Genomic DNA, 17,970 nt, shown 5'->3' with positions numbered 1-17,970 from the left:
CACCAGCAAGGATTCTGAATCAGAAATCAGCCGCTTTGGGAATCCCCCATCGATTTAGCGACGTCGAAATCCGCTCTAGGCGAATTTCCCAATGATTCCAGTGCCCAGTTTTGTGCTGTTTGGTGCATCATTCCTCCCTTCGCCAACATGCGCTGAAGGATGAAAAACCAAGAAAATCATATATATGGCATGCGGGCTTGGCCGCCGGCTTTCGCCGATAGCCGGCGCAATCTGGGGGCCTTTTCAAAGGCTCCCAAACAGAACGCCCTCACATCGCTCTGACCGATTCCACGATCCGTGCTTTCAAGCCCGGTGATGCCGCCTGCAAGGTGGCCGACGAAAAGGGGCTTTATCGGATGCTGACGCCGGCCGGCGGGACGTTGTGGAAGCGGAACTCATGAGTTCACGGCCTAGATCACGCCCCGCGCCTTCAGGTCGGCGATCTCGTCTGCGCTCATCCCGAGCACCTCGCCATAAACGCTGTAATTGTCATGCCCGATCGTCGGTGGTGCGGCGCGGCGCACCGCGCCGGGCGTCTTCGACAGTTTCGGAAAGACATTCTGCATCTTGACCGTCCCCCAGCGATCGCTTGGCACGTCAATGATCGCCTCACGCGCCTGGAAGTGCGGATCGTCGAGCATGTCCTGCGGGCGATAGAGTTTGCCGGCCGGGACGCCATTCTCGATCATCAGCGCCTCGACTTCGTCGATGGTTAGTGTCCGGGTCCAGTCGCCGATCAGTGCGTCGAGTTCGGCCTGGTTGCGGCCACGGCTGACATGATCGATGTAGCGCGGGTCCTTCGCCAGTTCCGGGCGGCCCATCGCGGTGCACAGCCGGCCGAACACCGAATCCTGGTTGGCACCGATCAGATATTCGCCGTCGCTGGTCGGATAGACGTTCGACGGCGCGATGCCGGGCAGGGCCGAGCCCGAGCGTTCGCGGACATAGCCCGAGGCGGCATATTCGGGGACAAGGCTTTCCATCACCTGCAAGACCGCTTCATAGAGCGATGAATCGACGACCTGGCCTTCGCCGGTCGCATCGCGATGGCGAAGCGCTGCGAGCGCTCCCATGCAGCCATAGGTGGCGGCAAGGCTGTCGCCGATGGACACGCCCATCCGCGATGGTGGCCGGTCCGGATCGCCGACAATGGCGCGCCAGCCGCCCATCGCCTCGCCGATGCCGCCAAAACCGGCGCGGCCCGAATAGGGTCCGGTCTGGCCATAGCCCGAGACACGGACAATGATCAGCCGCGGGTTTTCAACGTGCAGCGCTTCGGGGCTCATGCCCCATTTTTCCAGCGTGCCGGGGCGGAAATTTTCGATGAGGATATCAGCGCTGGCGATCAGCCGTCTGGCCAGCGCCTGGCCTTCGGGTTTGCGCAGATCGGCACTCACGGCCTTCTTGTTGCGCGCGACGACCTCCCACCACAGCGGGTAATCGCCACGACCCCAAACCCGCATCGGGTCGCCCTGGCCCGGCGGTTCCAGCTTGATGATCTCGGCGCCCATGTCCCCCAGCAACTGGCCGCAAAACGGGCCGGCGATCAGCTGACCCATTTCAACGACACGGATGCCCTTCAGGGGTCCGGTGTTTTCGGCAAAGCTCATTCGGCTGCGATCGCGACGTGGTGCCAGACCGGCGGCTTCGGCGCCGGCAGGCCGGTTTCGGCCAGGCAGGTGGCGCGCAACGCTTCGATGTCGCCGCCGAAATTGAACAGGTCATTCGCCGGCTTGGGCGCAGCAGCCATGTCGGCACGCAATGCGGCAGTGGCGGCGGCATCCACGCTGCCGTCCGCAGCGACGACGACGCCATAGGCGCGGGCGCCGGCAACGCTGACCAGTCCCTGACGGATTTCCTTGGCGACCAACGCCGGATCGCGCTGCAGCGGATCGCCCCAGCCGCCGCCGCCCCAGGTGATGAAGTGCAGCACGTCATCGGCTTCGACATCGAGGCTGTCGAGCTTGTTGGCGACGATGGTCTGGGTGCCATCGGGCTTTTCGAGGATCTTGCGGGCGCGGGTGCCGGGCGCGCCGCCGTTGACGCCCCAGGGATAGGTGAACCAGCGGTCATCATGGATACTGACGGTGCCGGCGGCGAGGAAGCGATAGCTCATCAAGATGCCGTTGCCGCCCCGGTTGAGGCCGGCGCCGCCCGTGTCGGCCAGCGCCTCATAGCGTTCAATGCGCAGCGGGAAATAGCGTTCGAGGAACTCGTTCGGCACATTGGTGAAGCCCGGCCACAGGCTGTGGCCATCGGGGCCGTCGCCGAACGGCTTGCCGGGGATGCCGCCGAAACCGATCTGGAAAAGCTGGAACCATTCGCCATTCTTGCCAGCACGCGTGTCGCGGCCCGAATACATCAGGTGCGGCGACGACGAGAAACCCGCGGCGCAGAGGAATTCCGGGGTGCGCTGGCCGAGCAGACCACCCAGAATATCGAAGATGCGGCCCAACGCGTGGGTGCGGCCCGACAGGGCGGCGGGATAATTGGGTTTGAGCAGCGATCCTTGCGGAATCCTGACCTCGATCAAATCGTAGAAACCGTCATTGAACATGATCTGCGGATCAAAGACCATGATCATGTAGATGCCAAAGAACATCTTGAACATGTTCTCGTTGAGATAGAAATTGATCGACGCGTCGGATTGCGGATCGGTACCGGCGAAATCGAGCACCACCTTGTCGCCAACGCGCTGCATCGAACAGCTGATCTTGTAGGGACCGAAGCCGACACCATCGTCGCAGATGTAATCGCTGAAGCTGACGGCATCGGTGGACACCGACGAGGCGATGAGCGCCTTCATGGCACGGTGATTGCGCGCCAGCAGATCGTCCATCGCCGCGACGACGACATCATCGCCGAAGCGCGCGCACATTTCCTCGACGCGGCGGGCGGCAACGCGGCAGGCGGCGATCAGCGCATTCAAATCTGCGGCACACCAGTCGGGCTTGCGGGTCTGGTGCATGATCAGCCGGATCAGATCGGCATTATAGACGCCCTTGGCATAGATTTTCACCGGCGGGATGCGGACGCCTTCTTCGAAAATGGCGCGGGCATCGATCGGCATCGAACCCGCCACCTTGCCGCCGATATCGCTCTGGTGGCCGAACATGGCCGTCCAGGCCACCAGCCGCCCGCCGCGATAGACCGGCAGCAGCACCAGCCAGTCGTTGGAATGGCTGACAGCGCCTTCGCAGCTGTACGGGTCGGACAGGAGGATCATGTCGCCCTCCTCGATGGTCCCGTCAAAGCCGCGCAAGAAGCCGTCGATGAAGCTGCCGAACTGGCCGACGATCATCTTGCCGGCGGGGTTGGCGATCAGCGGAAAGGCATCGCCCTGTTCACGGATGCCCGGCGACATGGCGGTGCGCACCAGCGTCGCGTCCATCTCGATGCGCGCGTTGCGCAGGGCATTTTCGACGATATCCAGGGTGACGGGGTCGATCTTCACCGGGGCAAAGGCCGCCGGGTTGGTTTCGATGATCTGGGCGGGCATCGGTCTTCCCCTCAGGCCGGGTTGATCAAGAGATTGCCGAAATCATCGACGGTGGCGGCATGGCCAAGATGCACCAGCGTGGTCGAATCCATCTCGGTGACGATCGCCGGGCCGGGCACGACATCGCCGGCGCGCAACTTGCTGCGGTCGTAAATCACCGCCGGTCGGGCGGCGCCATCCATCCAGACCTCGTGATCGCGAACCTTGGCCGTGATCGGGTTGCCGTCGCCCTTGGCAATGCGTTCCGCCTCGACATTCGCGGCCTTGCCGAGCGCCACGACCCGGATGTTGACCAGTTCCTGCGGCACGCCGAGGTTGAAGGTGAACAGCCGCTTGTGCTCGGCATCGAAACGCGCGGTCAGATCGGCGATATCAGCGCCGCGCGGCACCGTCAGCGGCACTTCAAACGCCTGCCCCGCATAGCGGACATCGATTTCAAAGCGCAGCTCCTGGTCGGCGGCGGCAACGCCTTCGGCCTCAAGCTCCGCCGTCACTTGCGCCGCAAGTTCGGCAATCACCGCGCCGACTTCGGCATCACTGGTTTGCGTCACCAGCTTGTTGAAGCTGCGCTGTGCATCCACCCGCAACCGCGTCGTCGCATCGCCATAGGCGCACAGCACGCCGGGCGACGGCGGGATGATCACCGGCCAACTGCCCATCAGCGTGCCCATCGCATTGCCATGCAGCGGCCCGGCGCCGCCGAAGGCCATCAGCGCGAAATCACGCGGGTCATAGCCTTGCGAGATCGAGACCAGACGCAGCGCGCCGTACATCGTCTCGTTGACGATGGCGACGATGCCGGCGGCGGCCTCCATCAGCGACAGCCCGAGCGCATCGGCAACCGTCTGGACGCTGCGCCGCGCCGCCTCGCGATCAAGCTTGAACGTCCCGCCGAGCAGATTTTCCGGCAGATAGCCGAGCACGACATTGGCATCGGTCACGGTCGGCAGTTCACCGCCACGCCCATAGGCCGCAGGGCCCGGGACGGCACCCGCCGATTGCGGGCCGACCCGCAAGGCCCTGGTCAATTCCGGTACGCTGGCAATCGAGCCGCCACCGGCGCCGACGGTCTTCACATCGAGCGAAGAGGCGCGCACCGTCAGATGCCCGACGCTGGTTTCACGGCGCAGACGTGGCTGATAATCCTCGATCAACGCCACATCGGTGCTGGTCCCGCCCATGTCGAGCGTCAACACATTGGGGTGGCCGCTGTTCTTCGCGATCCAGACGGCGCCCGCCACACCGCCGGCCGGGCCGGACATCAGCAGGTTCACCGGCGCATTGCGGCTCTTTTCGGCGGACATCAGGCCACCGTCCGATCGCAGCAGCGACAGTTTCGCCGGCGTCCCCCAATTGGTCAGCTCGCGCTCCAGATTGCCGACATAGCGCGACACGGTCGGCCGCACCGCGCTGTTGGCGACCGTGGTCAGCGTCCGCTCATATTCCTGCATTTCGGGCAGGATATCGGCGCTGATGCTCACCGGAATCCCCGGCAGTTCCTCGGCGCAGATTTCGGCGACGCGGCGTTCATGTGCGTCGTTCATGTAACTGTTGATCAGGCAGACGGTGATCGCCTCGACCTTTTCCTCGGCCAGCCGCTTCAGGTTCAACCGCAACTGCGCTTCGTCGAGCGGCCGGACAATGCGGCCATCGGCACCGATGCGCTCCGGCGCCTCGATGGTGGCTTCCAGCGGCGCCATCGGCTCCGGCTTGGGCCACACGATCCACGCGGCCAGCCCGCCAGGGACAAGACTGCGCGCGATCTGCAGGACGTGGCGATAGCCTTCGGTGACGATCAGGCCGACGCGGGCAATCTTGTGCTCCAGCACGGCGTTGGTCGCGACCGTGGTGCCGTGGAGGAACAGCGCCAGTTCTTCCGGCCTGATGCCGGCGCGCCCGCACAGTTGCCGCGCGCCCGCGATGACCGCTTCGGACGGATCATGCGGAGTGGAAGGCACCTTGTCGCGAAAGGTGCGGCCGGTTTCATCATCGATGACCAGCAGATCGGTGAACGTGCCACCGACATCGACGCCAAGCCTGTAGCTCAAACCCGAATCCCCTTGATGATGAAATCGCCGGCCTTGCCGACACGGCTGGGCAGTTCACGGCCCATGATCTGGCTGAACCAGTGGTTGGCGTCGACCGCAGCATCGATGTCGATGCCCGTCGCCACGCCCGACCGGCCGAACAGATAGACCAGTTCTTCGGTGCCAACGTTGCCGGCGGCGCCCGGCGCGAACGGGCAGCCGCCCAGCCCGCCCAAAGCCGAATCGAACACCCGGCACCCGGCTTGATACGCGGCCCAGGCGTTGGCCGGCGCCAGCCCGCGCGTGTCGTGCAGGTGCAGCCGCAACGGAATCGCGCCGATCTTGGCGATGACGGCGCCAACCAGATCGCCGACCTGGCTTGGCACGCCGACGCCGATGGTATCGGCCAACGCGATCTCCTGCGCTCCTGCGTCGGCCATGCGCGCGGCAAGATCGATCACCCGCTGCGGCGGCACATGACCTTCATAGGGGCAGCCGAACGCTGCAGAGATGGTGACCTGCGCAAACAGCCCGGCAGCGTGCGCCTTTTTCAACATCGCGGTGTTGGCGACAATGCCATCGGCAACGGACTGGCCCTGGTTGATGATGCCGAAACCATCGGTCGAAACCAGCACGCAACCGGCCTCATCAAGGCCCCGTGCCCCCGTGTCGCGGCTGGCAATGGCGCGATCGACGCCACGTTCATTGAGGCACAGGCCGATGAAGCGCACGCCCGGCGCCTCAGGCAGCCCGGCGACAATCGCTTCGGCATCGGCCATCTGCGGGACCCGGCGCGGGTTGACGAAGCTCGCCACCTCGATCCGCGTCGCCCCCATGCTGATCAGCCGGTTGATCAGCGCCAGCTTGTCGGCGGTTTCAACAAAGCCCTTCTCATTCTGCAGGCCGTCCCGGGGGGAGACCTCGACGATCTGGATGGGGCTGTGGCGCATGGGCTTTTGTATACAAATTGCCGTGCCGCCTGTATAGGGGCGGCCGGCAACGAAAGGCAGAGCCGTGGCGACAGCGACCGATCTGGACAGGGATTATGCGGCCGCCGGTTTTGGCGGCACGCTCAAGCCCGGCGCCCGCCCGGTGCTGCTCCTCATCGATTTTGCGCGGGCCTATTTCGATCCCGTGTCACCGCTCTATGCCGGTGTCGAAACCGCCCGGGCGAGTGCGGCGCGGCTGCATGCCGCGGCGCGCGCCACCGGCGTGCCCGCCATCTTCACCCGCGTTGAATACAGCGCCGATGGCCATGAAGGTGGGGTCTTCTATCGCAAGATTGCCGCGCTCAAATCGTTTGTAACCGGCAATCCGCTCGGCGAATTCACCGCCGAACTGGCGCCACTGCCCGGCGACACGGTGATCACCAAATATTTCCCCAGCGCCTTCTTCGGCACCGGGCTCGCTGAAACCCTCCATGCCCAGGGCGTCGACACCATCGTCATAACCGGCCTTTCCACCTCCGGCTGCGTCCGCGCGTCCGCCGTCGATGCGCTCTGTCACGGCTTCATACCCCTGATCGTCACCGATGCGGTGGGAGACCGTAATGCCGGCGTCCATGCGGCCAATCTGTTCGATCTGGCGGCCAAGACCGCCGAACTGATCACTGAAGCGCAGGCGGCGGCCTATCTGACGGCGGTGAAGCGGTAGAGCGTCCGGCGGTCAGCCGGTGCAAGTTCCGTGTTCCCGCCTAGGCCACCGGCTCGGCCGCAGAAAACGCATGAAATGCCCGGCGGATATGGCCGGTCATCACCGCCCGGGCCCAATCGGCATCGCGGGTGGCGAAGGCCTGGATGAGCTCGCCATGTTCGTGGATGGAGCGGGCGAGCTCGGTGCGGGAATAGCGGGCGGCGGTGCGCCGGACGACGGGTTGCTCGACAATGGCGGCCAGCATGGCGGCAAGGCGGGGGGAGCCGGCAGCGGCGATGACGATATCGTGGAAGCAGCGGTTTTCGCTGAGGAAGGTGGCGACATCGGGGGTGTCTGCGGCGGCCGCGGCGGCAATGCGATCGTTGGCGGCGCGCAAATGATCGAGTGCTGCGCCATCGATGCGGGTGGCGGCGCGGCCAGCGGCATGGGCTTCGAGCATGGCGCGCAGGGTGAACATTTCGGCGAGGTCATCGCTGTTCCAATCGGCGACAAAGATGCGCTGGCTGTCCGATCGGATGAGATAGAGTTCGGTTTCGAGGCGGCGCAGGGCTTCTCTGACCGGTGTGCGAGAGACACCACAAATATCGGCGAGCTGAGCCTCGGTGAGCTGCGTGCCGGGGGGCGCGTCGCCTGAAAGGATCAGGCCGCGGATTTCGGCATAGGCGCGTTCGGAGGCCTTGGACACGGCGACGACATTCCCCTGTGACAAAATAAACGCAAGGCCGATCAAAAACCCGTTGCCGGCTGGTCGGGGCTTGACCCATGTAAATTGTATACATTAGCTTTGGTTTAATGCGAAATCCGCGTGATTTCCGGCGTGACATATCGAGCGATGTTCAAGGGGGGAAGCAATGGCAGACAATCAGGGTCGCAGTGATGCACAGCGCGGGCAGACATCCGGCAGCACGGCAAGCCGCCGATTGCTGGCCGTTGCCGGGGTGGCGGCAGGGCTGCTTGCCGGCGTTTCGGCACCGGCGCTGGCACAGGCGACCGCTGCTGCCGATGCCGATGATGGCGAAATCCTCGTCACGGCGCGTCGCAACACCGAACGGTTGATCGATGTTCCGGCCTCGGTGAGCGTGTTGACTGCCGAGACACTGGCGCGCACCGGCGTGGTGCGGGCGCAGGACTTCCTGCAGCTGACCCCCGGCGTCACCATTGTCACCGGCACTGCCGAGGCGGGCGATACCCAGATCAACATTCGGGGCATGAACGGCGCCCGCGATGCCGAATCGAGTGTCGCGCTGGTGGTTGACGGTATCCTGAAGACCAACACCGCGCAGTTGAATCAGGTCCAGGGCACGCTGCGCCAGATTGAAGTGCTCAAGGGGCCGCAGGGTGCCATTTACGGCCGCAATGCGGCCGCCGGGGCGATTGTCGTGACCACGGTCAAGCCCGGCGATCACTTCGAAGGCGCCATCAAGGCCAGCTATGGCGAACTCAAGACCGGCGATGTCACCGCCTATGTCGCCGGGCCGATCGCCGATGGCATCGGCTTTGTGCTGTCGGGCAATTATCGCACCACCGACGGCTTCTGGCGCAATGAATTTCTCGGCAACAGCAAGACCGTCGACAATCAGGAAAGCTATGGTCTCGATGGCCGCATCATCGCGCAGTTGGGCGACAACACCAGCCTCGATGTGAAGGGCCGCTACGCCCGGCTTTCGGGCGCCTCGATCAACTTCAACGCCTCGTTCCACCTGCCCAATTTCGCCGGGGTCAACAAGGCGTTCTTTGAAGACGTCAACACCCATCCCTTCCGTTACTATTCGAATATCAAGCCGACCAACGACATGAAAACCTACGAGTTTTCGGCAAAGGTCGACCATGAGTTCGAAACCATGAAGCTGACGGCCTGGGCGCAGTACACCGATGTCACCCAAAGCCTGACGGCCGATGGCACCTCGGCTGATTTCGCCCGCTACACCTTCCCCGGCGCGACGCCGACGAGCGTGGCGGTGAGCAACAAATGCTTTGCGACAACGGCGCAGTTGACCGGCTTCCGGCTCAACCCTCCGACCTTCATCGGCAAGGTGCCGACGCCGTTCATCTTCGATCCGGTCAACGGCTCGACCTTCGGCGCCTATTCGCCATCGACCTGCGACGGCACCCAGTTGCAGACGCGCGACCAGAATGATTTTTCGGCTGAAGTGCGCCTGTCGTCGAAGGGTGACGGCCCGCTCAGCTGGTCGATCGGTGCCTATCTTCTGACGCTCAATCGCGAAACCGGGGTCAGCCTTGGCGCCGATCTCGGCCAGGGTGTGTTGCCGACGCTGTACAACGCACCGGGCAGCAGCAATCCGACGTCGCAACTGTTCCACGACAAGTTCAGGACCAATGTCTACGCCGGTTTCGGTTCGGTCGATTACAAGCCGACCGAGACGGTCACCGCAGGTCTGGCACTGCGCTATGACATCGAGGATCGGTCGACGACCAATCTCGTCCCCTTCGTCAGGGATCCGATCACCGGCGGACCGCTCAATCCCGGTCAGGTCGGCGGGCCGATACCGCCGCAGAACGCGACCTTCAAGCAGTTGCAGCCCAAGTTGACACTCAGCTGGAAGGCCGCCGATGAAGCTGTGGTCTATGCCAATTGGGGCATCGGCTTCAAATCGGGCGGCTTCAACAACCAGGGCTCCGCCGCCATCGTCAACGCCAACTTCAACAACCCGGTGATCCCGGCGATCGACGCCGACGTGGCGATCAACGACAAGTTCCGCAAGGAAAGGTCGAGCGCCTTCGAAGCCGGGGTGAAGGGCGCGTTCATGGGTGGCCGCATCACCTATGATCTGGCCGGCTATTATACCAAGATCACCGACATGCAGTTCTTCGAGTTCTTCGTCGGCGGCTTTGGCCTGCTGCGCGTTGTCTCGAACATCGACAAGGTGGATGTCTATGGCGGCGAATTGAACGTCACCGCCAAGATCATCGATGGCTGGTCGGTGTTCGGCTCGGGGAACGTCACCGGCAGCGAGATCAAGAAGAACAGCAGCCGTCCCGATACCGTCGGCAACAAGTCACCCTATACCGCCGACTATACGCTGAATTTCGGGACCCAGGCGGTGATCCCGGTGACCGACAGCCTGCGCGGCGTGCTGCGCGCCGATTATCGCGTCACCGGCCCGACATGGTTCCATTCGGTGCAGGCGCAAATCAAGCCGACGCTGTTCAGCGGCCTGTTGCCGATCAGCACGCTGGCGCTGCCGGCGGCGGTGGGCAATGCCAATTTCAGCGTGACGCGTCGCGACGCCTTTGGCGTGCTCAATCTGCGCGCCGGGATCGAAGGCGACAACTGGACGTTGACGGCCTTTGCCAACAACGCCTTCGACAAGCAGTTCCTCAACGAGGTGATCCCGGCGATCGAGTTCGGCGGATCGTTCATCTCGCCAGGGCAGCGCCGGATCATTGGCGTGGAGGCCGGGTTCAAGTTCTAGAACCGAAATCGATCTGCTTGAATCGGAGGATTCCCCTTGGCGGATCTTCCGATTCAAGCGTCTGGCTGGGCCTTCGTGGCCAGCCAGGATCCGGCCCTGTTTCAACGATCATCGCCGTCGTGTTGTCGCGGTGATGGCGGCGAAGCCGGTTTGCCGGCTCACCTTGCAGAGGATGAGAAGGCAAGCCGCGCCCGAACGGGTTCGATCCCGATCCGTTACGCCAAGACCAGGCCGCTCGCGGACGAACTGGAAAAGTGGCACGATCGCGCTTGCTTGCGCGCAGAATGCGGCTGGACGGGGCCGCCAGGAAAGCCGCTGCGCACAGGCTTTGCGTGACACTGGACACGAGGACTGGCGCGTTCAGCGACGCCACGGGCGATCTGGGTGAGTACGCCCCAATTCTGCGGATCCCGGCCGCAGCGCCGCCCGGCCGTCCGCAACGGGCTTGCCAAATGAATTTCGTTCACTGGCTCTGGCTTGGCAGGTCATGCTCTTCCAACGGCGGGATGGCCCGCTGCCGGCGTTCTGCATCTATTGCCACGAACACAAAACGCGCCTGGGTGACCCGTGTCCGTTCATGGCCTGTTCGATCGCGACGCCATGCCTCGACCTCGATGACCATGGACGTGCGTCCAGTCTGCACCAGGTCTGCATAGACGGACACCTCGTCGCCGACGCGCACCGGCTGGAGAAATTTCATCGCCTCCACAGCGACGGTCGCCGCCCGCCCTTTGCAGCGCCGGGCTGCAACGATGCCTGCTGCCATGTCCATGTGCGCCATCAGCCATCCGCCAAAAATGTCGCCTGCCGGATTGGCATCTGCCGGCATTGCGGTGATCCGGATCGCTGGTTCCCGAAACGTGGATTGTGTCGTCATCCGATGCCCCCAAATTGGCCAACCCGAGCCGCCACCACCAAAAATGGCGCTATCACGCGCCAACCGAACGCCATCAAACCGGCCGGATCATCCATGGCCCAACTTGCCATATTTCCATCAGAACCGCGGCGCCGTGGCAATAGCGTTCGGTCACGTCAGGCGACCTGTGTGGCGGTGCCTGCAACGACATACCAGGTCACCAGCAGTCCACACAGCAAGCCGCCGGCGACGGCGTTGCCGGTTCGTGCCCGGGTGAAGGTGCCGATGGCGGCAATTGCGGCGAGCAACGGGACGAACTGGATGGCGATGACGCTGGTCAGGGGATCGAACGCCGTCGGCAGTCGGCCCGTCGCAAAGAAGATGCCATAGTCGACGGCGAGCAGCAGCAGGAAACCGGCCGCCAGCGCCAGCATGGCTGCGCCATAGCGCCCGATCCGGCCGTCATTTCCCACCGCAAGTCGGCCGAGCGCGCCCAGAGTCACGATCTGGGCAAAGCTGATGGGCACCAGATAGACCAGCGCGATCCGCAACTGGTCGAAGCTGAGCGGCTTCAGTGCCACCACCCAGAACCGAAAATCGATTGTGAACCACGCCGCCATCGCCATCAGCGCCAGATAGCCGATGGCAGCGGTCACCAATGCCAGCACGGCCGATCGCAGCCACTGTGGCGGCGTGAGCGGCGGTCCCGGGTGGCCGAACCGCGACAGCAGCAACGTCAGCCCGGCATTGATCAGCGCCCAGAACACCACCTGGGTCGTGACCGTCTGCGGCAGCAACGCCGATGGCGGCAACAGCAACGTCACCGCGATGAACGCCGGGAAGAAGCTGATGGCCGGCAGCAGCGCCGACAGCGCGAACTGTTGCCACCAGCGGCGGTCGCGGCGATACAGCGCCGGCCGCTGCGGCGCGCGGCGCAGCGCCGCGAAAACCGGCAGCGCCAGCAACAGATCGTAACTGCCGACCAGCAGGGCGACGAAGCCGACGAGCGCGATTCCCGTCGCGACTTCCTTGCCGAACCAGATCTGGTCCGCCGCAGGCAGCGGCGTACCGCCCTGCAGCGTGCGGCCGAACCAGTCGATTGCATCGCCGATCGCGGCATGGCTGATGTGATCGCCTGGGTGGGTCGCGGTTGGCTGTGTCAGCCGCCGTGCCGTGCCGGCAGCGATGTCGCCATAAATGCGGCCCGGTTCTATGGTGGCAGTGCCGAACAGCGCCTGCAATTTGGCGCTGCGCGCAACATCCTGCGCGCGGTCCACATCCCACATCAGCTTGGAAAACTCGTCATATCGGCTGAACACCAGCGCCAGATTGCGGGGCCAGGCCGGCGTGCCATCGGCGGCGAACGGCTTGCCGGTCGATGACCCTTCCAGCACGATCGCGCGGTACGCATCGGGCATGGCGGCGGCTGCCGCAAGGACGGTCCAGCCGCCCATGCTATGGCCTTCCAGGCCGATGTTGGCCTTGTCGACCATCGGCAGTGCGCGCAGCCAGGCCAGCCCGGCCGGGCCGCCAAAGCCTTCGGAAAACGCCGCGCCGCCGGAGTAACCATGGCCGGTCTGGTCCAGCGCCAGCACGACATAGCCGCGACGGGCGAATTCGATGGCGAACCCATCCTGCGTCTCGCGGCTGTTGATATAGCCGTGGACAGCAAGGATGCCCGGTGCCGGCGTCGCCGCAGTGGCGCCGGCCGGCACATACAGCAGCCCACTCATCTCGGTGCCGGCCGGCGAGCGGAAGCGGACATCCTGCAGCTTTATGCCACCCGCGGTCTGGATGCGGCCAGCCTGCCAGGATCCACCCAGGATCAGGGCCAGCCCCATCAGAAACAACCACCAGCCCCTGCGCATCGGCGCACCCCCCCGTTCGATGTGTCACCCCGGCAATAGCATCGCTCTGCCGTGACCCCCATTGTCCATTGCGCTTGGTCAGGGATCGAGCGGATCCAGCGGTTCGACATGAAAGGCCGCGCGGTCGGGGCGGAATTCAAAGGCGAAGGGCGTGGCTGCCGGCGCCACCACGCCCGGCAGCACGCCGGCTTCCGCCCGCGTCCGTTCCTGCAGCAGCGTGCTGCCGATATAGGGCGCCGTCGTCGGATCGGTGACGATCAGCGACGGCTGATCGGTCGGGAAGCCGGCGGCAAACAGCAGGCGCGCGCTGTTGCGCAGATTGGTGGTGGTGTGCCTTGCATGCGGCTCGATCAGGATGCGATCGGCCGGGATGCCGTACTGCCCGATCAACAGGCGTTTCATTTCGATGGCTTCGTTGAACGGCGTGCGATTGGGGTGAACATTGCCGCCGCTGACAATGATGAACGGGGCCAGGCGCCGGGCGAACAGATCGGCGGCGCGCGCCATGCGGATATGGCCGAGCGCGCCGGTGCGCGATTGCGCGTCTTCGGGGCCATGGCCGAACACCAGCAGCGCCGGATAGCGATAATCGCGCCAGCGCGTGCGGCGAAGCTGTGCCACCGCCGCCGCGTTCTCGCCGGCCAGCAACGGCCGAAAGGTGGCGGCGTCGGTGCGCTCGTTCAGGCGCAGCAGCCCGGTGCCAAAGCGCAGCGACGGATCAAACACCAGATCATCGGGCCGCGCCGCGGCTTGGGTCACGCGGGCATGGGCATCCAGCACCGCCGCAAACTCCGGCCGCTTCACATCGAAGATGATGGCATCGATCGCCGGATAGCGCGGCGGCCTGCCGGCGCCATACACCGCAACCAGATTATTCAGGCCAGCGGCGGTATCGGCCCACGCCGCCGCCAACAGGTCGGCATCGGCAAGCGCCGCATGGCGCGCAAACCGGCCAGAGGCGCGCATATGGCGGTGCACCAGCCCGTCGGCCATGCTCGGACGCGCCGCCACCGAGCGCAGGGCGGCGGTGACGGCGGCAATATCGCCCGGAGTCCACGCCCAGGCCTCGGCCAGACAATCGGGCCGCGGCGTGCAGGCAGCGGCCACCCGCTGCGCCCGCGCCGTTGCCAGCGCCTGCAAGGCCGGATCAGCGCGCAGCGCCGGTGCCCAACCCGGCGCCAACCTGATCATCGCCAGCAGCGGAAAGTTCAGCGTTTCAAGTGACTCGGCGAAGGGTGCTGCATAGCCGGGCGGGCTCATCGCCACGGCCGGACCTTGCCACGCCATTGCCGAAGACATCGCCAGCACGCCTGCGGCCGCACCGATCATGGAGGCACTTTTCACGTTACGCTCTCCCGGCCAGCAGATTGCATCTCATAACGACGCTCGCCCGGCTTTACCACGCCTTGGTCAGCTTGAGGCAGAGATTGCAGCCGAACAGCGGCCGGGCGTGGATCGCCGTGCTGGAACTGAACCGCGACGGGTTGGACAGAGGCGTCAACGCACGAGCACAGTTCGGGCAAGTTCATTGGAGCGTCCGGAAATGCCCGAAGCGGCCATTCGCAGTCGAAGCCGCGAATGGCCGCAAAAGGGTCGACAGCGGCCATTGGCCGGCTTGCAAGCCGGTGATCATCCGCCTCGATGGCGCGCTTCGCACGCCTCGCCAGATGGCACGGGAACAGAAACTGCTTGCCCGTCAAATCGGCTTGGCAGCATAGAACGTCCTGCCACGGCAGCGCCGGGCAGGGGATGGGTCAGCGGACCAGCGCGTAATTGGGGACCACACAGGTCCGGGGGAAAAGGGCGTCCGAGGGCATGCAGACCGCACAAGGCCGCTATCGCTACACCGTCGTGTCGTTTCTCGCGGTCGTCTACACGTTCAATTTCATGGACCGGCAGATCATGTCGATCCTGCAGGAGCCGATCCGCATCGAGATGGGGCTTTCCGATACCCAGCTCGGCATGCTGACCGGGCTGACCTTCGCTTTGTTCTACACGACCTGCGGCCTGCCCGTGGCCTGGCTGTCGGATCGCTATCGCCGGGTTTCGATCATGGCGGCGGCCTGTGGAATCTGGAGCCTGTTTACCGTTGTCTGCGGCCTGGCGACGAATTTCACCCAACTCGCGCTGTCACGGGTGATGGTCGGCGCGGGCGAGGCCGGCGGATCGCCGCCATCGTACAGCCTGATTTCCGATTATTTCCCGCCGGAAGAGCGCGGCACCGGGCTGGCGATCTATTCGTTGGGCGTGCCGGTCGGTTCGGCGCTCGGCGTGGCGGTCGGCGGTTGGGTGGCCGCGCATTATGGCTGGCGCACCGCCTTCATCGCGGTCGGCCTGCCGGGGATCGTGCTGGCGGGGCTGCTGCTGCTGGTGATCCGCGAACCGAAACGCGGCGGACTCGATCCGTTGCCGTCGGGCGCTGCGGTGCATGATGCGCCGCAAGGCATCGGCGCCGGGCTGGCGACCTTCTTCGGCAACCGCACGATGCTGTTGACGGCCCTGTCGTCCGGGCTGTCGGCGTTTGTCGGCTATGCGATGCTGAGCTGGAACCCGCCCTTCCTCGAACGCGTCAAGGGCATGAGCCTGACCGAGGTCGCAGCCTATTACAGCCTGGTGCTGGGGGTGACCGGTTTCATCGGAACATTCGCTGCCGGCTGGCTGGTCGACCGGCTGGGGCGGCGCGACCGCCGCTGGTATGCCTGGGTGCCGGCCATCGCCTTTGCGCTGACCTTGCCGGCACTGGCGGGGGTGATCCTGGCGCCGACCTGGCAGAGCGCCCTTGCCTTCATGGCGGTCCCGGCGCTGCTCAACAACATGTATCTGGCACCGGCGCTTACCGTCGTCCAGAATGCGGCGCCGCCCTCGCAGCGCAGCCTGGCCGGGGCAACTTTGCTGTTCATCCTCAATCTGATCGGGCTTGGCGGCGGGCCGCTCTATATCGGCTTCATCAGCGATCTGGCGACGGCGCAAGGCGCCGAACAGTCGCTTGTGGTTGGTTATATGGCGCTGTTTCCGGTCATCCTGTTGACGATCGGCGCGCATCTGATGGCGGCACGCTCGATGCGCGGGACATCATTGCTGCAAACGGCCGCGTGATATCCGGCGACCGGTTGGCGCAAATTTGGCAGTTCACATCGCGCCCCATCCCGGCGACACAAGGCTGAATCGCAGCTTGAAAGGCACCTGACATGGACACCAGCAGTTTGTTCCGGCTTGATGGCCGGGTCGCCCTGGTCACGGGCGGCAGCCGCGGCATCGGCAAGATGATCGCCGCCGGCTTCATCGCCCAAGGCGCCAAAGTCTATATCTCGTCACGCAAGGCAGCAGTGTGCCTCGAAGCGGCCGCCGAACTGGGGCCCAATTGCATCGCGCTGCCGCAGGATGTCTCGACGGTCGCCGGCTGCCAGGCCCTGGCGGCGCAACTGGCGCAGCATGAAACCCGGCTCGATATCCTGGTCAACAATGCCGGTGCCGCCTGGGGTGCCGCCTTTGATGTGTTTCCGGAAAGCGGCTGGGACAAGGTGATGGACCTGAACGTCAAATCGCCGTTCTTCCTCACCCAGGCCCTGCACGACTTGCTGAAAGCGTCAGGCCGCCGCGAGCAACCGGCCAAGGTCATCAACATCACATCGATCGACGGGATGCGGCTCAATCCGCAGGAAACCTACAGTTATCACGCCTCCAAATCGGCGCTGATCTATCTCACGAAGCGCATGGCAGCGCGACTTGTGCAGGATGCCATCCACGTCACGTCGATCGCACCGGGCGCGTTTGCCAGCGAGATGAACCGGGTTGCGCGCGATCAGGGGGAGCGGGTGGCGAAGGCCATTCCGGCAAGGCGCATTGGCGTGGACGCGGATATGGCCGGTGCGGCCATCTATCTGGCGAGCCGCGCCGGCGATTATGTCGTTGGTGAAACCCTCACGGTCGACGGCGGCGTTGCCCACGCCAATACCGGTTCGGCATTCGACGGATAATATTTCATCGTGGCGGCGGCGCGCATCATTTCACGCTTTGCCAAAGCCGGCCTTGCCGGCGGGCCTGGCGGGCTGGGGGGCACATGATCAGTCCGGTTCATTCCGGCGTGTAACCAGCCTGCCGCATTTCCTGTTTACCAGACCCAGATGTTGATGGGCATGCAGGAACAGGATCCGCGCGGGCAAGCGCCCGCAGGGCTGGGCATGGCCGGCGACATGCCGCGGCTGCTGCTGGGCGGGTTGGCGGCCTTTGCGGCCTATTTTGCCATGTATGCCTTCCGCAAGCCGCTGGCCGTGGCGGGGTGGACGGATGTCGGGTTTCACCCCTTCGGCCTCGATTACAAGACGGCGCTCGTGATCGTGCAGGTGGTGGGTTATGCCGCTTCCAAGCTGATCGGCATCAGGGTGATGGCCGGCTTTGGCCGCACGGGCCGGGCCACCGCCATCTTCGGCCTGATCTTCATTTCATGGCTCGGCCTGGTGGCCTTTGCGGTGCTGCCGCCTTTGTTGGGTCTGGTCTGCATCCTGATCAACGGCTTTGCACTCGGGATGATCTGGGGGCTGGTGTTCAGCTATCTGGAAGGGCGGCGCACCACCGAGCTTTTGGGGGCCATGCTGTGCGGGGCGTTCATCCTGGCCTCGGGTGTGGTCAAGTC

13 protein-coding genes are annotated in these 17,970 nt (G+C 64.6%); 5 read left to right on the top strand and 8 right to left on the bottom strand.

What is annotated here, in order from left to right; genetic code table 11:
• Nucleotides 1-410 precede the first annotated feature (410 nt).
• The 4 genes from ABWP22_RS15605 to ABWP22_RS15590 are packed head-to-tail and all read right to left on the bottom strand — an operon-like array spanning nucleotide 411 to nucleotide 6,476.
• A complete protein-coding gene (locus ABWP22_RS15605) occupies nucleotides 411-1,610 on the bottom strand; it encodes a CaiB/BaiF CoA transferase family protein (RefSeq protein ID WP_353200917.1) in 1,200 nt (399 codons plus the stop codon).
• A complete protein-coding gene (locus ABWP22_RS15600; protein ID WP_353200916.1) occupies nucleotides 1,607-3,499 on the bottom strand; it encodes a hydantoinase B/oxoprolinase family protein in 1,893 nt (630 codons plus the stop codon). Before ABWP22_RS15600 ends, ABWP22_RS15605 begins: the two co-directional genes overlap by 4 nt.
• A gap of 11 nt (nucleotides 3,500-3,510) precedes the next feature.
• Nucleotides 3,511-5,547: a hydantoinase/oxoprolinase family protein gene (locus tag ABWP22_RS15595; protein ID WP_353200915.1), complete on the bottom strand. Its 2,037-nt coding sequence runs from the start codon at nucleotides 5,545-5,547 to the stop codon at nucleotides 3,511-3,513.
• Nucleotides 5,544-6,476, bottom strand: coding sequence for a hydroxymethylglutaryl-CoA lyase (locus ABWP22_RS15590; RefSeq protein WP_353200914.1), 933 nt, complete (start codon nucleotides 6,474-6,476; stop codon nucleotides 5,544-5,546). The genes ABWP22_RS15595 and ABWP22_RS15590 overlap by 4 nt, the downstream gene beginning before the upstream one ends.
• Before the next feature lie 64 nt (nucleotides 6,477-6,540).
• Between ABWP22_RS15590 and ABWP22_RS15585 the strand changes: the two genes are divergently transcribed.
• Nucleotides 6,541-7,179: an isochorismatase family protein gene (locus ABWP22_RS15585; protein WP_353200913.1), complete on the top strand. Its 639-nt coding sequence runs from the start codon at nucleotides 6,541-6,543 to the stop codon at nucleotides 7,177-7,179.
• 40 nt (nucleotides 7,180-7,219) lie between these two features.
• Here the strand turns inward: ABWP22_RS15585 and ABWP22_RS15580 are convergent, their stop codons facing one another.
• Complete coding sequence (locus ABWP22_RS15580; protein ID WP_353200912.1) at nucleotides 7,220-7,864, bottom strand: GntR family transcriptional regulator; 645 nt, start codon at nucleotides 7,862-7,864, stop codon at nucleotides 7,220-7,222.
• A gap of 166 nt (nucleotides 7,865-8,030) precedes the next feature.
• On the opposite strand from ABWP22_RS15580, the gene ABWP22_RS15575 reads away from it, so the two are divergent.
• Nucleotides 8,031-10,613, top strand: a complete 2,583-nt coding sequence (locus ABWP22_RS15575) for a TonB-dependent receptor (protein ID WP_353200911.1) — start codon at nucleotides 8,031-8,033, stop codon at nucleotides 10,611-10,613.
• Between the two features lie 463 nt (nucleotides 10,614-11,076).
• On the opposite strand, the gene ABWP22_RS15570 is transcribed toward ABWP22_RS15575, so the two are convergent.
• The 3 genes from ABWP22_RS15570 to ABWP22_RS15560 all read right to left on the bottom strand — a co-directional run bounded on the left by ABWP22_RS15570 (nucleotide 11,077) and on the right by ABWP22_RS15560 (nucleotide 14,681).
• Nucleotides 11,077-11,490, bottom strand: coding sequence for an acyl-CoA thioesterase (locus ABWP22_RS15570; protein WP_353200910.1), 414 nt, complete (start codon nucleotides 11,488-11,490; stop codon nucleotides 11,077-11,079).
• A 155-nt stretch (nucleotides 11,491-11,645) separates the two neighbouring features.
• Nucleotides 11,646-13,337 (bottom strand): alpha/beta hydrolase family protein, encoded by a 1,692-nt coding sequence (locus ABWP22_RS15565; RefSeq protein ID WP_353200909.1) that lies wholly within the window; start codon nucleotides 13,335-13,337, stop codon nucleotides 11,646-11,648.
• A gap of 78 nt (nucleotides 13,338-13,415) precedes the next feature.
• Nucleotides 13,416-14,681 carry a YdcF family protein gene (locus tag ABWP22_RS15560; protein ID WP_353200908.1) on the bottom strand — a complete coding sequence of 422 codons (1,266 nt, stop codon included), beginning with the start codon at nucleotides 14,679-14,681 and terminating at the stop codon, nucleotides 13,416-13,418.
• A 471-nt stretch (nucleotides 14,682-15,152) separates the two neighbouring features.
• Between ABWP22_RS15560 and ABWP22_RS15555 the strand changes: the two genes are divergently transcribed.
• The 3 genes from ABWP22_RS15555 to ABWP22_RS15545 all read left to right on the top strand — a co-directional run.
• Nucleotides 15,153-16,433, top strand: coding sequence for a spinster family MFS transporter (locus tag ABWP22_RS15555; RefSeq protein ID WP_353200907.1), 1,281 nt, complete (start codon nucleotides 15,153-15,155; stop codon nucleotides 16,431-16,433).
• 92 nt (nucleotides 16,434-16,525) lie between these two features.
• Entirely contained in the window at nucleotides 16,526-17,314 is a 789-nt protein-coding gene (locus ABWP22_RS15550; protein ID WP_353200906.1) for an SDR family oxidoreductase, read from the top strand.
• A gap of 153 nt (nucleotides 17,315-17,467) precedes the next feature.
• Nucleotides 17,468-17,970 (top strand): DUF5690 family protein (locus ABWP22_RS15545; protein ID WP_353200905.1); only part of this gene is annotated, 503 nt, incomplete at its 3' end.

It is taken from the genome of Sandarakinorhabdus sp. (assembly GCF_040398665.1).
In the GTDB taxonomy this organism is placed as follows: Bacteria; Pseudomonadota; Alphaproteobacteria; order Sphingomonadales; family Sphingomonadaceae; genus Sandarakinorhabdus.
The sequence above is the reverse complement of the archived record's forward strand: the minus strand, read 5'-3'. Positions and strand labels throughout refer to the sequence as shown.

Coding starts and splice junctions, on each gene's coding strand:
- ABWP22_RS15605 (WP_353200917.1), bottom strand. CDS start 1,610: ATGAGCTTTGCCGAAAACACCGGACCCCTGAAGGGCATCCGTGTCGTT.
- ABWP22_RS15600 (WP_353200916.1), bottom strand. CDS start 3,499: ATGCCCGCCCAGATCATCGAAACCAACCCGGCGGCCTTTGCCCCGGTG.
- ABWP22_RS15590 (WP_353200914.1), bottom strand. CDS start 6,476: ATGCGCCACAGCCCCATCCAGATCGTCGAGGTCTCCCCCCGGGACGGC.
- ABWP22_RS15575 (WP_353200911.1), top strand. CDS start 8,031: ATGGCAGACAATCAGGGTCGCAGTGATGCACAGCGCGGGCAGACATCC.
- ABWP22_RS15570 (WP_353200910.1), bottom strand. CDS start 11,490: ATGACGACACAATCCACGTTTCGGGAACCAGCGATCCGGATCACCGCA.
- ABWP22_RS15565 (WP_353200909.1), bottom strand. CDS start 13,337: ATGCGCAGGGGCTGGTGGTTGTTTCTGATGGGGCTGGCCCTGATCCTG.
- ABWP22_RS15555 (WP_353200907.1), top strand. CDS start 15,153: ATGCAGACCGCACAAGGCCGCTATCGCTACACCGTCGTGTCGTTTCTC.
- ABWP22_RS15550 (WP_353200906.1), top strand. CDS start 16,526: ATGGACACCAGCAGTTTGTTCCGGCTTGATGGCCGGGTCGCCCTGGTC.